Here is a 12,929-nt window from a genome sequence, read left to right as displayed (position 1 = left end):
TGATCCGGACGGCAATGATAAAGACACGACCGGCAGATGATCCTGCCGGATAAAGACAAGGATAAGGAATGTCGCTTTTAAGCGTTGATTTGAAACAGCTTCCCCATGGCGCGGATTTGCCGTTGCCGGAATATGCCACCGCACAGTCAGCCGCCGTTGATTTGCAGGCCGCGATTGACGGGAAGCTTGTTTTGGAACCGGGCAAACGGGCCATGGTTGAAACCGGGATTGCCATTGCCCTGCCCGCCGGTTTTGAGGCGCAGGTTCGCCCGCGTTCGGGTCTTGCCGCCAAGAACGGGGTCACGGTTTTAAACAGCCCGGGCACGATTGATGCCGATTATCGCGGCGAGATCAAAGTCATTCTGATCAATCATGGTGACGCAGCCTTTGAAATTGAACGCGGCATGCGCATTGCCCAGCTGGTTGTCGCCCCGGTGACGCAGGTGCGTTGGAATGCCGTAGAAGACCTGGATGAAACCGCGCGCGGTGCGGGTGGTTTTGGATCGACCGGAACGGCCAGCCCGGCCAAATAGCTGCGGCGATTACGTACGGATCGATCAAGTTTGACGTTGTCTGGTGCTGTCGTCTGGGGGGATGGCAGAGCCGCAAGGGGAGTTGAGTGAAAAGATGCTAAAGCTTTCTAAGAAAATGTTGTTTGCGATCGAGGCGGTCGTGGACATTGCCTATAACGCGGCGGGTGAGCCGGTTCAGAGCCGGGACATCACCGCGCGTCAGGGCATTCCGAAACGCTATCTCGAACAGACCCTGCAGCAATTGGTGCGCGCAGACATTCTGGTTGGTGTGCGCGGCCCGCGCGGCGGATATCGGCTGGCGCGCGAACGTCGTCGCATCACGCTGGCCGACATCGTGTCGGTCATCCGCTCGATGGAAACATCCGATGACCCGATCGAGGATCCGGCTGGATCGCCGCTCGGCAAGGAAGTCGTGCGGCCGTTGTGGCGGGAATTGCAGGACGAAATGATGAAGCAGCTTGAAAAGATCACGGTCGAAGACCTGTGCAACCGCGCGCGTGATGCCGGCCTGCGCAGCGGGATCGAAGAGTCCCCTGATTTCATCATTTGATCTTATCGGGATGCAGCGGTTTGGTGTATCGTCATTCAACAAGAAACTGCTGCTATTGACGGTAAAACTACAAGTTTATGGAACGTTGCCGGGCACCGGACATGTAAAAAATTCTTCTATCCATTTGACCTGGATGAATAGCGAGATAAATACATGTGAAACATGTGCTTGATGGCAAAAATACAGAAACGTGCGAGGAAAACATGACTGAGTTTCGCGGCAAGATTTACGACAGCATCATCGACACCATTGGTGCAACCCCGCTGGTGCGCCTTTCGCGCCTGGCGGAGGCCGAAGGTGTCAAAGCCGATCTGATCGGCAAGCTTGAATTCTTTAACCCGCTGGCCTCGGTCAAGGACCGTATCGGCCTTGCGATGATCGAAAATGCCGAGAAATCCGGCAAGCTCAAGCCGGGTGCGACCTTGGTCGAGCCGACCTCGGGCAATACGGGTATTGCGCTTGCCTTTGTGGCGGCCGCCAAGGGCTACAAGCTGATCCTGACCATGCCTGAAAGCATGTCGCTGGAACGTCGCAAGATGCTGATGCTTCTGGGGGCACAGATCGACCTGACCCCGGCGGCCAAGGGCATGAAGGGTGCGGTTGCCCGTGCCGAGGAACTGGTGTCGGAAATTGACGGTGCCGTCATGCTTCAGCAGTTTGACAACCCGGCCAACCCGGACATCCACCGCAACACCACGGCTGAGGAAATCATCAAGGATACGGCTGGCAAGATTGATATCTTTGTCTCGGGTGTGGGCACCGGCGGCACCCTGACGGGTGTGGGTGAAGTGCTGAAAAAGCATAACCCGGACATTCAGATTGTCGCGGTCGAGCCGGAAGACAGCCCGGTCATTTCCGGTGGCGCACCGGGCCCGCACAAAATCCAGGGCATCGGTGCCGGCTTCATTCCGGGCAACCTCAATACCGATGTGATTGATACCGTGATGACCATTGGCAACGAAACCGCCTTTGCCACCGCACGCAAACTGGCCAGCATCGAAGGCCTGCCGACCGGTATTTCGTCGGGTGCGGCTGTTGCGGCCGGTATCGAGCTTGGTCAGAAGCCGGAAAACGAAGGCAAGCGCATTGTTGTGATCGTACCGAGCTTTGCCGAACGTTACCTTTCGACCCCGCTGTTCGAAGGTCTGCAATAAGCAGCCACAAGACATATATTTCAAAGGGTCCGGCACGATGTGCCGGGCCTTTTTTTTGTTGAGGGGCCTCTGGCTTTCTTGGGGATAGCGGCGCGCGGAAAGTATTTTGTTTCGATATAGCATTGAAATCTTTCCTTGAGGCGACGGTTCCATGGGCTATATGCAAAAGCCATATGATTTAATCAGCGCCGTTCTGACAGGAAGCCTGCCCGCGTGAGTGATTTCGATTTCAACGAAAATGAAGTGCAACGCTATGCCCGCCATATCGTCCTTAAGGAGGTTGGCGGCACGGGGCAGATGAAGCTCAAGCGCGGTCGGGTTCTGATCGTCGGTGCTGGCGGGCTGGGATCGCCACTTGCCATGTATCTGGCCGCTGCCGGGGTTGGCACAATCGGCATTGTCGATGCCGACACGGTCGAGCTTTCCAACCTGCAACGCCAGATCGCGCATGGCATGGCCGATATCGGAACGCCCAAGGTCGACAGTGCCAAGGCGACCATGACGGACATGAACCCGGAAGTGACGGTTCATGCCCACAATACCCGCCTGGATGCCGCAAACGTCATGGATCTGATCGCCGATTATGATGTGATTGCCGATGGCTCGGACAATTTCGAGACGCGCTTTTTATTGAATGATGCCTGCTATCTGGCGGGCAAGACGCTGGTGTCGGGTGCTGCCCTTCGCTTCGATGGACAGGTCTCGACCTTCAAGGCCCATTTGGGTGCCCCCCATCCCTGTTATCGCTGTATTTATCACGCACCGCCGCCTGAAGACGCCATTCCGTCCTGTGCGCAGGGTGGTGTTCTGGGATCGGTTGTCGGTATGGTTGGCGGTGTTCAGGCGACCGAGGTGCTGAAAGAGCTGATGGGTATCGGTGATAGCCTGTCAGGGCAGCTTTTGATTATGGATGCGCTGTCGGCGTCTTTCCGCAAGATCAAGGTGCCGCGCGATCCGGGCTGCCCGACCTGTTCAGAAAACGCCACAATCAAGGACCTGTCTATTCATGAGCACTGAGCTTGATACGCCCAAAAAACTGTCCCTTGTGGTGTTTTCCGGGACTTATGAAAAAGTTCATTACGCCCTCGTAATGGCGTCTGCAGCGCTTGCATCCGGGCGGGACGTGACCCTGTTCTTTACCATGGATGCCAGCCGGGCATTGTTTGCGCCGTCAGGGTGGCGTCATCTGCGCACCGAGGTTGACGGGGCAACCGCCACCTCGATTGATCTGAGTTATTCAACGCGCGGCATCGGGACGTTTGAAGAGCTTCTGTCGGCCTGTGCTGGCCTCAATGCCAAATTCATGGTCTGCGAAATGGGGCTGCGTGCGCTCGGGCTCGAAGATCAGGCCAAGCGTGAAGACCTGTCGATTGAAACCGGCGGCGTGGTGACGTTTCTTAATGATGCCAAACAAAACGGCGAGATGCTGTTTATCTGATATGGCTGACTGTCAGCTTGAAAGCAGTTTGATGCCAAGCCCTGCCAGACACAGTCCGGCCCCGCGTTCGATCCATGTTTTCAAGTTTGCAATGCGCGCTTGCACGGATGGCAGGGTAAGCGCAATCGCCACCAGCGCAAACCAGCCCATATGGCAGGCGGCGATATAAAATCCGTAACCGATTTCCTGAACCAGTCCTGTATCTGGTGAAATTACCTGACTGAACAGCGAGACGATAAACAGCATCGTTTTCGGATTAAGGGCATTGCAGGCAAACCCGATCCAGAAAGCCGATCCATCGCCGCGGTCTGGTTTTGGCGATTTTTCAGTGATGCTATTGCGGGCGTCATTGTAGCGGGGCCGCTTTGGGGCCAAAAACAGGGCGCGAATATCGGGCCAGAGTGCGGAAACACCAAGCCAGATCAAATATGCCGCGCCAAAATAACGTAGTGTGCTCAATACCCAGACATTGTTGGCAAACAACACTCCCATCCCGATCAGTGTATAGGCCAGATGGACTGAAACCCCGCAGCCAATCCCGAGCGCACATAACACACCTGCACGACGTCGGCGCGCCAGCGCAATGCGGGTGACCATCGCAAAATCGGGGCCCGGACTGATCACTGCCAGAATGGTGATGATGCCAACAGCAATGATTTCGATGGACAGGGCGGCGGGCGCGCTTTCAAGCATGATATTTATCCGGTTTCGTCTTGATCTGTGAATAAATTCAGTATCAATCTATTGTTTGGCCCATAAAATCGAAAAATATCGGTATTTATTGTGAGTAATATTCACAGAAAGCGCCGCTTGCCACCGCTTGCAAGCTTGCCCGCCTTTGAAGCAGCTGCCCGCCATCAGAGCTTTTCGCGCGCTGCCGAAGAACTGAACCTGACCCATGGGGCGGTCAGCCGGGCCGTGGCCCAGATTGAGGACCGCCTTGGGGTCAAGCTATTCGTGCGGCGCAATCGCAGGGTATGGCTAACACCCGCTGGGGAAAGGCTCTTTCTGGCAACCGGTCGCGCGTTTGATGGACTTGACCACGCGGTTGAGGATATCCATCGCCATGATGGAAATTCACCAATCCTGACGGTGTCGTGCGAACCCAGCCTTGCGATGCGCTGGTTAATGCCGCGTCTTGGGGCGTTTCGTGAGGCATATCCGGATTTGCATATCGATCTGCGTCTGGCCGGCGGACCGGTGGACTTGCTATCTGATAGCTGTGACGTGGCCATTCGCCGCGCGGATTACGGCATTGCCGAGCATTACATCACCACCCACTTGTGGGCTGAATATGCCGGCCCGGTCTGCGACCCCGAGTGCTGGAACACCATTCTTGAGCGCGATCTGTCAAACGCCCGCTGGCTTCACACCCGGACCCGCCCAGAGGCATGGGACGACTGGAAACGTGCCAGTGGCAGCGACGCATCCCCGGCGAGTGAGCAGTATTTCGATCATTTCTTCTTTGCCCTGCAGGCGGCGGTAAACCGACTTGGAACGGCGATTGGGCCACTTCCCCTGGTCGCAGATGATTTGACCGCGGGGCGTTTGATCGCGCCGCATGGCATGGTGCCGACCGGATATGATTATGTCCTGATTACACTGGACGCGCCAAAGCGCGACCCGCGCATTGCAGTGTTTTTCAATTGGCTGATGACGGCAGCGCATGAGATGGAGTTGCCGCCAAAAGCTGATTGATCATCGCGTGCTGGTATCGGGCTTTGGATCGCTGTGGGGAACATTTACAGAATTCCAGGCGTTTAGGGAGTTCCTGAAACCATAAAGGCCCGGCCATGTTGACCGACCTTCCCTATTTTGCGACGGCGGAAAAATACTTTGATATTGGCGTGATCGATATGATCGCACGCCTGTGTGCGGCAACGGTCATTGGCATGCTGATCGGGCTGAACCGTGATGTGAATGGCAAGCCGACCGGCATGCGCACGCTGGCTCTTGTGTCACTGGGGGCGGCCGTTGTTTCGGTGGTGGCGGTTCATTTTCAGGATCTGATTGATCATCCCGATGCGCTGTCACGCGTTGTTCAGGGGATTTTGCAGGGTGTTCTAACCGGTATCGGCTTTATTGGCGCGGGTGTGATCTTGCGCCAACCCGAAAGCATGTCGGTTTCAGGGCTAACCACGGCGGCGACCGTTTGGATTACGGCAGCCCTCGGCATTGCCTGCGCGCTTGCCGCTTGGCACATAGTGGTGATTGCGACCGTGCTGACCTTTATTGTTCTGATTGCGCTGAAGCCGGTTGAGCTGATGCTGGTGCGCTGGGTCGCCAATGAAGAGGCCGAGAAGGACGCCAAGGACAGCTAGAAGGATAGCCGGTGCAGACCGACTAAGCCGGTCCGTACCTAGAAATCCTCGCCCTCGCGGAAGGCGGCAAGGTCGTCAATGCGGTGATACGGCAGAAGGGTCTGGAGGTTTTCGGGCGGCGTGCAGTTCATCAGATCATGCAGATGGCGGGCAAGGACTTCGCCGACATGTCGCTGCGGCTGGTAGTAATAGGCAAGCTTTTGCCGAGACAGCATACGGAACGGCATGCCGCCAAACCCGACAACACCAATCCCGTCGCGGATGGTGTCCATGCCAAGCTCCATCAATGCTTCAAGCGCGCCAATCATCGTCATCTGACTTGCGCAGACAACAGCCGTGACGTCGCGCTCAGAACTAAAAAGCTTTGTTATTGATTCGCGTGCAGCCCGAACCGAGATGTCCGACGGCATCCAGATCAGACTGTCCGGATCACGTCCGGCATCAATCATGGCCCGTCTTGCACCCTGCTTGCGGTATCCGAAAAAGGTCAGGGCTTCGGGCGGATCAATCATGCCGATCTTGCGATGGCCATCATCCAGAAGCCGTTTTACAGCATCATAGGCGGCCTTTTCGTCATCGTGGTCGACAAAGGCGTGCGGTGTCAGAAGTTCGGTACGGCCAAAGCTGACAAACGGGAAGTCATGTTGCAGGCAGTATTTCGCGCGGCTGTCCTGCAAGGTTGTGCGCGAAAACACGACAGCATCTGCCAGACGCTGGGTATGGACTTTGCGCACCGGATCAAGCGGATCTTCGCCGCGGGTCTGGGCCAGCACCAGCAGGGAATAATTATCGGCTTCAAGCCCCTGTGTCATGCTTTCGACCTGGGCCAGGAAGCCCGGATCGCCGTAATCACCGACCTCGGGGGAATACAGAATAGAACAGACCTGCATGGTTTTGCCGGTTCGAAGCATGACGCCACGGGCATCTGGCTGATAACCGATTTCTGCTGCGGCTGCCTTTACCCGTGCAACGGTATCGGCTTTGACTTCCGGCCCGTCTTTAAGCGCACGCGAGACTGTCGTGATCGACAATCCAAGCCGATCGGCAATCGTGCGCAAATTGGGGCGAGCAGCAGACATATACAGGTCCGTTCCATTCAAATTTCGGACAATCTAAGCGCCCGGTTGGCCTATGGCAATGCGTTCTGTGAAATCACCTTGCGCATGAAATCATAGGATGCCTTGGGGGTGCGCTTCTGGGTGGTGTAGTCAACATGCACCAGACCGAAACGCTTTTCATAGCCATACGCCCACTCGAAATTATCAAGCAGTGACCAAGGCATGTAACCCCGAATGTCCGCACCTTCGGAGGACGCGCGAAGCAATGCTTCAAGATATTCGGTGTAATAGGCGATACGGTCCTGATCATCAATTTGGCCGTTTGCCTGCGGGATATCGGTGAAGGCACCGCCGTTTTCGGTGATGAAAACAGGCGGGTTGCCATAATCATCCTGCAGGATCTTCATCGTGCGATAGAAGCAATCCCCGTCAATTGCCCAGCCCATTTCGGTCCGACGGAAATAATTGGGCGGCTGGGCATGCTTGAAGGGCCATGCTTCACCTTCGGCGGCCTGAATATAACTTGGGAAATACTGGTTCAATCCCTGGAAATCGACCTTGGTTTTGGTGGCTTCAAGATCACCATCCTTAATATGGGGCGCCATGCGATCCATAATCAGGTCGGGATACCGGCCATAATATACCGGATCAAGAAACACGCCGTTCCATTTGGCTTCGAACAGATCAATCAGATGCGCATCCTGTTCGCGGCGGTGCGGAAGCGTATAACCCTTGTGCATTGGCAAGACAAAGCCGACAGGGGCATCGGGATAATGGTTTTTGATCACCTCAGTTGCGCGTGCATGGCACAGGTTCAGGTGATGGGCGGCGCGCATTGCGGCGCGCGGATCGGTAATCCCCGGCGCATGGCGGCCTTCTTCGTGGCCAATCCACGCCACGACATTGGGTTCGTTAAAGGTGATCCATGATTTCACGCGGTCGCCGAGGCGGGTTACCAGAAGTTCGGTATAGTCACCAAACCAGTCGACGATGTCACGGTTGGTCCAGCCACCGCGATCCTGAAGAGCCTGCGGCAAATCCCAGTGATAAAGGCACAGCCAGGGTTCAAGGCCACGTTCAAGCATGCCGTTGATCAGGCGGCTGTAAAAATCAAGACCGGCTTCATTCACCTTGCCGGTACCGTCTGGGATCACGCGCGGCCACATCACGGAAAAACGGTAATGTTTCGCGCCCAGTCCCTTGATCAGATCAAGGTCTTCCTCCCAGCGATGATAATGGTCGCAGGCGACACTGCCGTCATCGCCATTGGCAACCCGGCCCGGCGTCGCGCAGTATGTGTCCCAGATGCTGGCACCGCGTCCGTCATCAGGGGTGCCACCTTCGATCTGATAGCTTGATGTTGAGACACCCCAGCGGAAACCATCAGGAAATGGTTTGGTCATGTTCGCTTCCTTGCCCTAGCCTTGGATGTCTTTGTTGAATGCATCCAAAATCGTAACGTTTCGGAAAATACAGAAAAGTACACTCCGTATTTTTATCGTCACCCATTATGATAAGGTTTTGGTGATTGACAAGGGTGAATAAAGCGCTTATCAAAAAAATCGTAACGTTACGATTTTCCGACCGTGCACATTAATAAGAAGTCGGGCGTGAACGTGTCCTTTAGGGAGGAACATCCGTTATGATGAAATTTTCAAAATTTGCCGCATGTGCGGCGTTTCTGAGCGTCGGTGTATCCGCCGGTGCACTTCATGCCCAGACTGCAGAAGTCCTGCATTGGTGGACGTCTGGAAGTGAACAGGCAGCCCTTGGCGAAATCCGAAAGGCGTTTGAGGCCAAAGGCGGCACTTGGGTCGATACCCCGATTGCCGGTGGTGGCAATGCGCGTGCAGCGGCGGTTAACCGCATGCTGGGCGGCGATCCGGCGGCTGTTTTCCAGTTTTCCATTGGTCAGCAACTGCGTGAATTGGCCGATCAGGGGCTTTTGGCCAATGTCGGTGAGGTCGCAACGGCAGAAAACTGGGATGAAAAGCTGCCGCCGCTGATTGTCAAAGCGGCGAAATATGACGGCAATTATATTGCCGCACCGATCAACATCCATGGCGAGAACTGGATGTTCTACAACACGTCTGTGCTTGAAGAAGCTGGCGTTGAGGTCCCGGAAACCTGGGACGACTTTATTGCTGCGGCAGAAAAGCTTGAGGCCGCTGGCGTGACCCCGATTGGTCTTGGTGGTCAGCCCTGGCAGGAACGGATCATGTTCAACAGCGTCCTGTTGGGTGTTGCGGGCCGTGAATTTTATGCCGAGCTTTACAGCACGCTTGATGATGACCTTCTGAAATCAGATACGATGCGCAAAGTGTTTGAAACCTTTGCCGCGTTGAAGCCGTTTGTCGATGAAGCAAGCCCGGGACGGAACTGGAACGAAGCAACCAACATGGTTGCCAAGGGTGATGCTGCCTTCCAGTTCATGGGCGACTGGGCCAAGGGTGAAATCATTGCAGCCGGGATCGAGCCCGGCACAACTGTCGGCTGTGCCTTCGCACCGGCAATTGATAAAGCCTATATCATGACGGTGGATGCCTTTGCGTTCTCGGCCATGGATGGTGAAGATGCGACTCCGGCACAGGCGCTGATGGCGCAGGTGATGCTTGAACCTGATGTGCAGATTGCCTTTAACAAGAAAAAGGGATCGATTCCGGCCCGTCTTGATGTTGCTGCAGACAGCTTTGACGTCTGTGCGCAAACCGCAATCAAGACCCTTCAGGACAAGAAAACGCACCTTGTCAGCACCGGCTTGTTCGGTGTGCCAAGTGCGGTGTCGGGTGCGATTGATGACAGCATCTCCAATTTCTGGAACAGTGCAGATATGAGCCCGGAAGAGGGTCAGGCACAATTCCAGCAAGCGATTTCCTACGCAAAATAACGATTTTGCGAAATTCCGGATATTGCGGAAAAGCGCCGCTGATGCCCCGGATTTGGGTGCAGCGGCGCCTCCATAAATAGGCGAGAATGTCATGGCCGAACCGGCACCGGACGTGTTGCAGCGTTCCGAAGATCGAAAAATCACAGCCAAGTCTGGAAAAAAGCGCTGGCGGCCGCAATGGAGTGCTGGTGTGGCACTGATCCCGGCAATGACAATCACGATTGTCTGCTTTTACGGGTTTATCATTTGGACGTTCGTCATCTCACTGACCCGTTCGCGGCTTTTGCCTGTCTATAAATTCACTGGTTTTGATCAGTATGTCCGCCTGTTTGCCAATGAGCGTTGGTGGACGGCGATGCAGAACTTGGCGATTCACGGGTTTTTGTTTATCGGTGGCTGCGTTGTTTTTGGCTATTTACTCGCAATCCTGATTGATCGTGGGGTCAAGGCAGAGGGCATGTTTCGAACGCTCTTTATGCTGCCGCTTTCAATGTCATTCATTGTCACAGGGGTAATTTGGCAATGGGTAATGAATCCGGGGCTTGGCCTGCAAGAGGCGGTACGAGCCCTTGGCTGGGCCAGTTTCGAATTCAACTGGATCGTGCGGCCTGACCGATCAATTTATACGCTGGCGATTGCCGGAATCTGGCAGCAGGTCGGACTTTGCATGGCGCTGTTTCTGGCCGGTCTTCGCAATGTCGATCCCAATATCTGGAAAGCATCGCGCGTTGACGGCATCCCGGTGTGGCGGGTCTATCTGCATATCATCACGCCGCTGATGCGCACCGTTTTCTTCACCGTCTTTATTCTGATGAGTGCGATTGTGATGAAGGCGTTTGATCTGGTTGTGGCGCTGACCGGCGGGGGGCCGGGCTTTTCATCGGATTTGCCGGCACGTTTTGTTGTCGATCATATCCTGAACCGTCAGGAACTTGGTTTGGGGGCTGCGGGGGCGTTTGTTTTGCTTTGCACCGTCATAGCCGTGATTTCCCCCTATATCTATTTCGAGCTCAAAAAAGAGCGCGGCGGGCGGGAGCATTGATCATGCGATATAATCGATGGGCCCTTTACGGATTGCTTTGCCTGGCGGCCATTATGATCATGGCCCCGGTTTTCATCATGATTTCGACATCACTGAAATCAATGGATGAAATCAGAAACGGCAGCATCTTTACCCTGCCGGCAGACCCAAGCTTTGCCGCCTGGAGCAAAGCCTGGTTCGGTGACTGTACGAAGACACTTGGCGAAAAATGCGGCGGGTTGTCATCTTCGTTCATGACTTCGGTACAGATCGTCATCCCGGCCTTGTTCCTGTCTGTCGGGCTCGGGGCGGTGACGGGCTATTCGTTGGCTGTTTGGAAGATGAAGGGGGCGAATGTGATGTTTGCTGCCCTTCTGGTCGGGATGTTCATTCCCCCGCAAGTAACGCTTTATCCGCTGATCATCATGATCCGCGAGTTGGGGATCTTCGGGTCCATTCCGGGTCTAATTCTGGTGCATGTCATCTGGGGTGTTGCGTTTACCACGATGATGTTTCGCAACTTCTTTAAAACCGTTCCGCAGGATCTTTTGAAGGCGGCCCGCATTGACGGGGCCGGGTTCTGGCGATTGTTCTGGCATGTGATGTTGCCATTGTCGTTGCCGATCCTTGGTGTCGCGATGATTTTGCAATTTACCTATATCTGGAACGATTTCCTGTTGGGGCTGACATTTGGCGGACGTTCGGGTCAGCCGATGACAGTGGCACTGAACAACCTTGTCGGATCACAGTTCGGCGAGAAGGAATACAATGTTGATATGGCTGCAACCATGCTGACGGCCTTGCCTACACTGGCGGTTTATCTGCTTTCGGGGCGGCTGTTTGTACGCGGTATTGCTGCGGGTGCAGTGAAAGGATAACGGGAATGAATGGCGTCGAACTTCGCAATGTGACAAAGGCCTATGCCGGGATCACGGTTATGGAAAACATCGATCTGGAGGTTGCCGACGGTGATTTTCTGGTGTTGCTGGGTCCATCGGGGTGCGGAAAGTCGACTTTGCTGAACATGATTGCGGGGTTGGAGCCGGTAACAGCGGGATTCATCGAAATTAACGGGCGTGACGTGACCAGGCTTGAGCCCGATGAACGCGATATCGCGATGGTATTTCAGTCCTACGCACTTTATCCGACGATGTCGGTGCGCAAAAATATCGGCTTTGGCCTTAAGATGGCAGGGATGCCCAAGTCTGAGATCGAAGATCGGGTAAGCGAAGTTGCCGAGCTTTTGCAGATCACGCCGCTTCTGGATCGCAAGCCGTCCCAGCTTTCGGGTGGGCAGCAACAACGTGTCGCGATTGGTAGGGCCCTTGTCCGCGAACCCGCTGTTTTCCTCTTTGATGAGCCGCTATCGAACCTTGATGCCAAGCTGCGTGCGGATATGCGGATCGAGCTCAAGCGTTTGCACGAACGTCTTGGTCGGACGATTGTCTATGTCACCCACGATCAGATCGAGGCAATGACACTGGCAACCAAGGTTGTCGTGCTGGATCGGGGCAGCATTCAGCAGGCCGACACCCCGGAAAATGTGTATCGCCGTCCGGCAAACCGCTTTGTCGCCAGTTTTGTCGGTGCACCGACAATGAATTTCGTTGATGGGGCATTGGTGCGCGAAGGCGATCAAATGTTCTTCGATACTGGCAAAGGCAAATTGCCGCTGGTCGATGTGCCTGCCCAGGCAAATGAAATGGTTGGGCGTTCGATGACATTGGGGGCACGACCGGAACATCTGATGTTTGATGATGCCGGAATTTCCGCACGAGTGGTTTTGGCAGAGCCGACCGGTCCTGATCAGTATGTGCGTCTTGCGGTTGCGGGCACGGAGATGACGGCACGAAGCGGACCGGAACAGTATTTCAAGCCGAATACGAATATCGGGGTTGTGATTGATGGTGCGCGAATGTCACTTTTTGATCGGCAAAATGGCCGGGCCCTTTTGTAAGGTGGGTCTG

General features: G+C 55.1%; 14 protein-coding genes. 11 read left to right on the top strand and 3 right to left on the bottom strand.

Annotated features, from left to right (window positions below):
* Positions 1-68: 68 nt before the first annotated feature.
* From dut to ACXAIA_RS01170, 5 genes are all read left to right on the top strand, one after another.
* Entirely contained in the window at positions 69-533 is a 465-nt protein-coding gene (dut, locus tag ACXAIA_RS01190; protein ID WP_475347730.1) for a dUTP diphosphatase, read from the top strand.
* 94 nt (positions 534-627) lie between these two features.
* Positions 628-1,083 carry an RrF2 family transcriptional regulator gene (locus ACXAIA_RS01185; protein WP_008888834.1) on the top strand — a complete coding sequence of 152 codons (456 nt, stop codon included), beginning with the start codon at positions 628-630 and terminating at the stop codon, positions 1,081-1,083.
* Positions 1,084-1,286: 203 nt separating this feature from the next.
* Positions 1,287-2,237, top strand: a complete 951-nt coding sequence (gene cysK, locus ACXAIA_RS01180; RefSeq protein ID WP_475347729.1) for a cysteine synthase A — start codon at positions 1,287-1,289, stop codon at positions 2,235-2,237.
* Positions 2,238-2,450: 213 nt separating this feature from the next.
* On the top strand, positions 2,451-3,254 hold the full coding sequence (locus ACXAIA_RS01175) for a HesA/MoeB/ThiF family protein (protein WP_475347728.1): 804 nt from the start codon (positions 2,451-2,453) through the stop codon (positions 3,252-3,254).
* A complete protein-coding gene (locus tag ACXAIA_RS01170) occupies positions 3,244-3,675 on the top strand; it encodes a DsrE family protein (protein WP_475347727.1) in 432 nt (143 codons plus the stop codon). The genes ACXAIA_RS01175 and ACXAIA_RS01170 overlap by 11 nt, the downstream gene beginning before the upstream one ends.
* A 12-nt stretch (positions 3,676-3,687) precedes the next feature.
* Here the strand turns inward: ACXAIA_RS01170 and ACXAIA_RS01165 are convergent, their stop codons facing one another.
* Positions 3,688-4,368 carry a LysE family translocator gene (locus tag ACXAIA_RS01165; protein WP_475347726.1) on the bottom strand — a complete coding sequence of 227 codons (681 nt, stop codon included), beginning with the start codon at positions 4,366-4,368 and terminating at the stop codon, positions 3,688-3,690.
* 117 nt (positions 4,369-4,485) lie between these two features.
* Between ACXAIA_RS01165 and ACXAIA_RS01160 the strand changes: the two genes are divergently transcribed.
* Positions 4,486-5,373: a LysR substrate-binding domain-containing protein gene (locus ACXAIA_RS01160; protein WP_475343155.1), complete on the top strand. Its 888-nt coding sequence runs from the start codon at positions 4,486-4,488 to the stop codon at positions 5,371-5,373.
* 95 nt (positions 5,374-5,468) lie between these two features.
* The gene (locus tag ACXAIA_RS01155) at positions 5,469-5,996 is read left to right on the top strand and encodes an MgtC/SapB family protein (protein WP_475343158.1); all 528 of its coding nucleotides are present in this window, start codon (positions 5,469-5,471) and stop codon (positions 5,994-5,996) included.
* 38 nt (positions 5,997-6,034) lie between these two features.
* On the opposite strand, the gene ACXAIA_RS01150 is transcribed toward ACXAIA_RS01155, so the two are convergent.
* Together ACXAIA_RS01150 and ACXAIA_RS01145 are read right to left on the bottom strand one after the other, a co-directional pair.
* Positions 6,035-7,075, bottom strand: coding sequence for a LacI family DNA-binding transcriptional regulator (locus ACXAIA_RS01150; RefSeq protein WP_475347725.1), 1,041 nt, complete (start codon positions 7,073-7,075; stop codon positions 6,035-6,037).
* 50 nt (positions 7,076-7,125) lie between these two features.
* Complete coding sequence (locus ACXAIA_RS01145; RefSeq protein WP_475347724.1) at positions 7,126-8,457, bottom strand: GH1 family beta-glucosidase; 1,332 nt, start codon at positions 8,455-8,457, stop codon at positions 7,126-7,128.
* Between the two features lie 239 nt (positions 8,458-8,696).
* Here ACXAIA_RS01145 and ACXAIA_RS01140 point away from each other — a divergent pair, with 239 nt between their 5' ends.
* The 4 genes from ACXAIA_RS01140 (at position 8,697) to ACXAIA_RS01125 (ending at position 12,919) form a co-directional block, all read left to right on the top strand.
* Entirely contained in the window at positions 8,697-9,941 is a 1,245-nt protein-coding gene (locus ACXAIA_RS01140) for an ABC transporter substrate-binding protein (protein WP_475347723.1), read from the top strand.
* A 91-nt stretch (positions 9,942-10,032) separates the two neighbouring features.
* On the top strand, positions 10,033-10,983 hold the full coding sequence (locus ACXAIA_RS01135; protein ID WP_475347722.1) for a carbohydrate ABC transporter permease: 951 nt from the start codon (positions 10,033-10,035) through the stop codon (positions 10,981-10,983).
* Between the two features lie 2 nt (positions 10,984-10,985).
* On the top strand, positions 10,986-11,840 hold the full coding sequence (locus tag ACXAIA_RS01130) for a carbohydrate ABC transporter permease (RefSeq protein ID WP_475347721.1): 855 nt from the start codon (positions 10,986-10,988) through the stop codon (positions 11,838-11,840).
* Between the two features lie 5 nt (positions 11,841-11,845).
* Positions 11,846-12,919 (top strand): ABC transporter ATP-binding protein, encoded by a 1,074-nt coding sequence (locus ACXAIA_RS01125; RefSeq protein WP_475347720.1) that lies wholly within the window; start codon positions 11,846-11,848, stop codon positions 12,917-12,919.
* Positions 12,920-12,929 lie beyond the last annotated feature (10 nt).

It is taken from the genome of Thalassospira sp. ABL2_045, assembly GCF_056161285.1.
This window is presented reverse-complemented; position numbering and strand designations above follow the sequence as displayed.

Bases quoted from the DNA above. Each gene is read 5' to 3' on its own strand.
- ACXAIA_RS01140 (WP_475347723.1), top strand. From the start codon at position 8,697: ATGATGAAATTTTCAAAATTTGCCGCATGTGCGGCGTTTCTGAGCGTC.
- dut (WP_475347730.1), top strand. From the start codon at position 69: ATGTCGCTTTTAAGCGTTGATTTGAAACAGCTTCCCCATGGCGCGGAT.
- ACXAIA_RS01130 (WP_475347721.1), top strand. From the start codon at position 10,986: ATGCGATATAATCGATGGGCCCTTTACGGATTGCTTTGCCTGGCGGCC.
- ACXAIA_RS01155 (WP_475343158.1), top strand. From the start codon at position 5,469: ATGTTGACCGACCTTCCCTATTTTGCGACGGCGGAAAAATACTTTGAT.
- ACXAIA_RS01185 (WP_008888834.1), top strand. From the start codon at position 628: ATGCTAAAGCTTTCTAAGAAAATGTTGTTTGCGATCGAGGCGGTCGTG.
- ACXAIA_RS01125 (WP_475347720.1), top strand. From the start codon at position 11,846: ATGAATGGCGTCGAACTTCGCAATGTGACAAAGGCCTATGCCGGGATC.
- cysK (WP_475347729.1), top strand. From the start codon at position 1,287: ATGACTGAGTTTCGCGGCAAGATTTACGACAGCATCATCGACACCATT.
- ACXAIA_RS01170 (WP_475347727.1), top strand. From the start codon at position 3,244: ATGAGCACTGAGCTTGATACGCCCAAAAAACTGTCCCTTGTGGTGTTT.
- ACXAIA_RS01150 (WP_475347725.1), bottom strand. From the start codon at position 7,075: ATGTCTGCTGCTCGCCCCAATTTGCGCACGATTGCCGATCGGCTTGGA.
- ACXAIA_RS01165 (WP_475347726.1), bottom strand. From the start codon at position 4,368: ATGCTTGAAAGCGCGCCCGCCGCCCTGTCCATCGAAATCATTGCTGTT.
- ACXAIA_RS01145 (WP_475347724.1), bottom strand. From the start codon at position 8,457: ATGACCAAACCATTTCCTGATGGTTTCCGCTGGGGTGTCTCAACATCA.
- ACXAIA_RS01135 (WP_475347722.1), top strand. From the start codon at position 10,033: ATGGCCGAACCGGCACCGGACGTGTTGCAGCGTTCCGAAGATCGAAAA.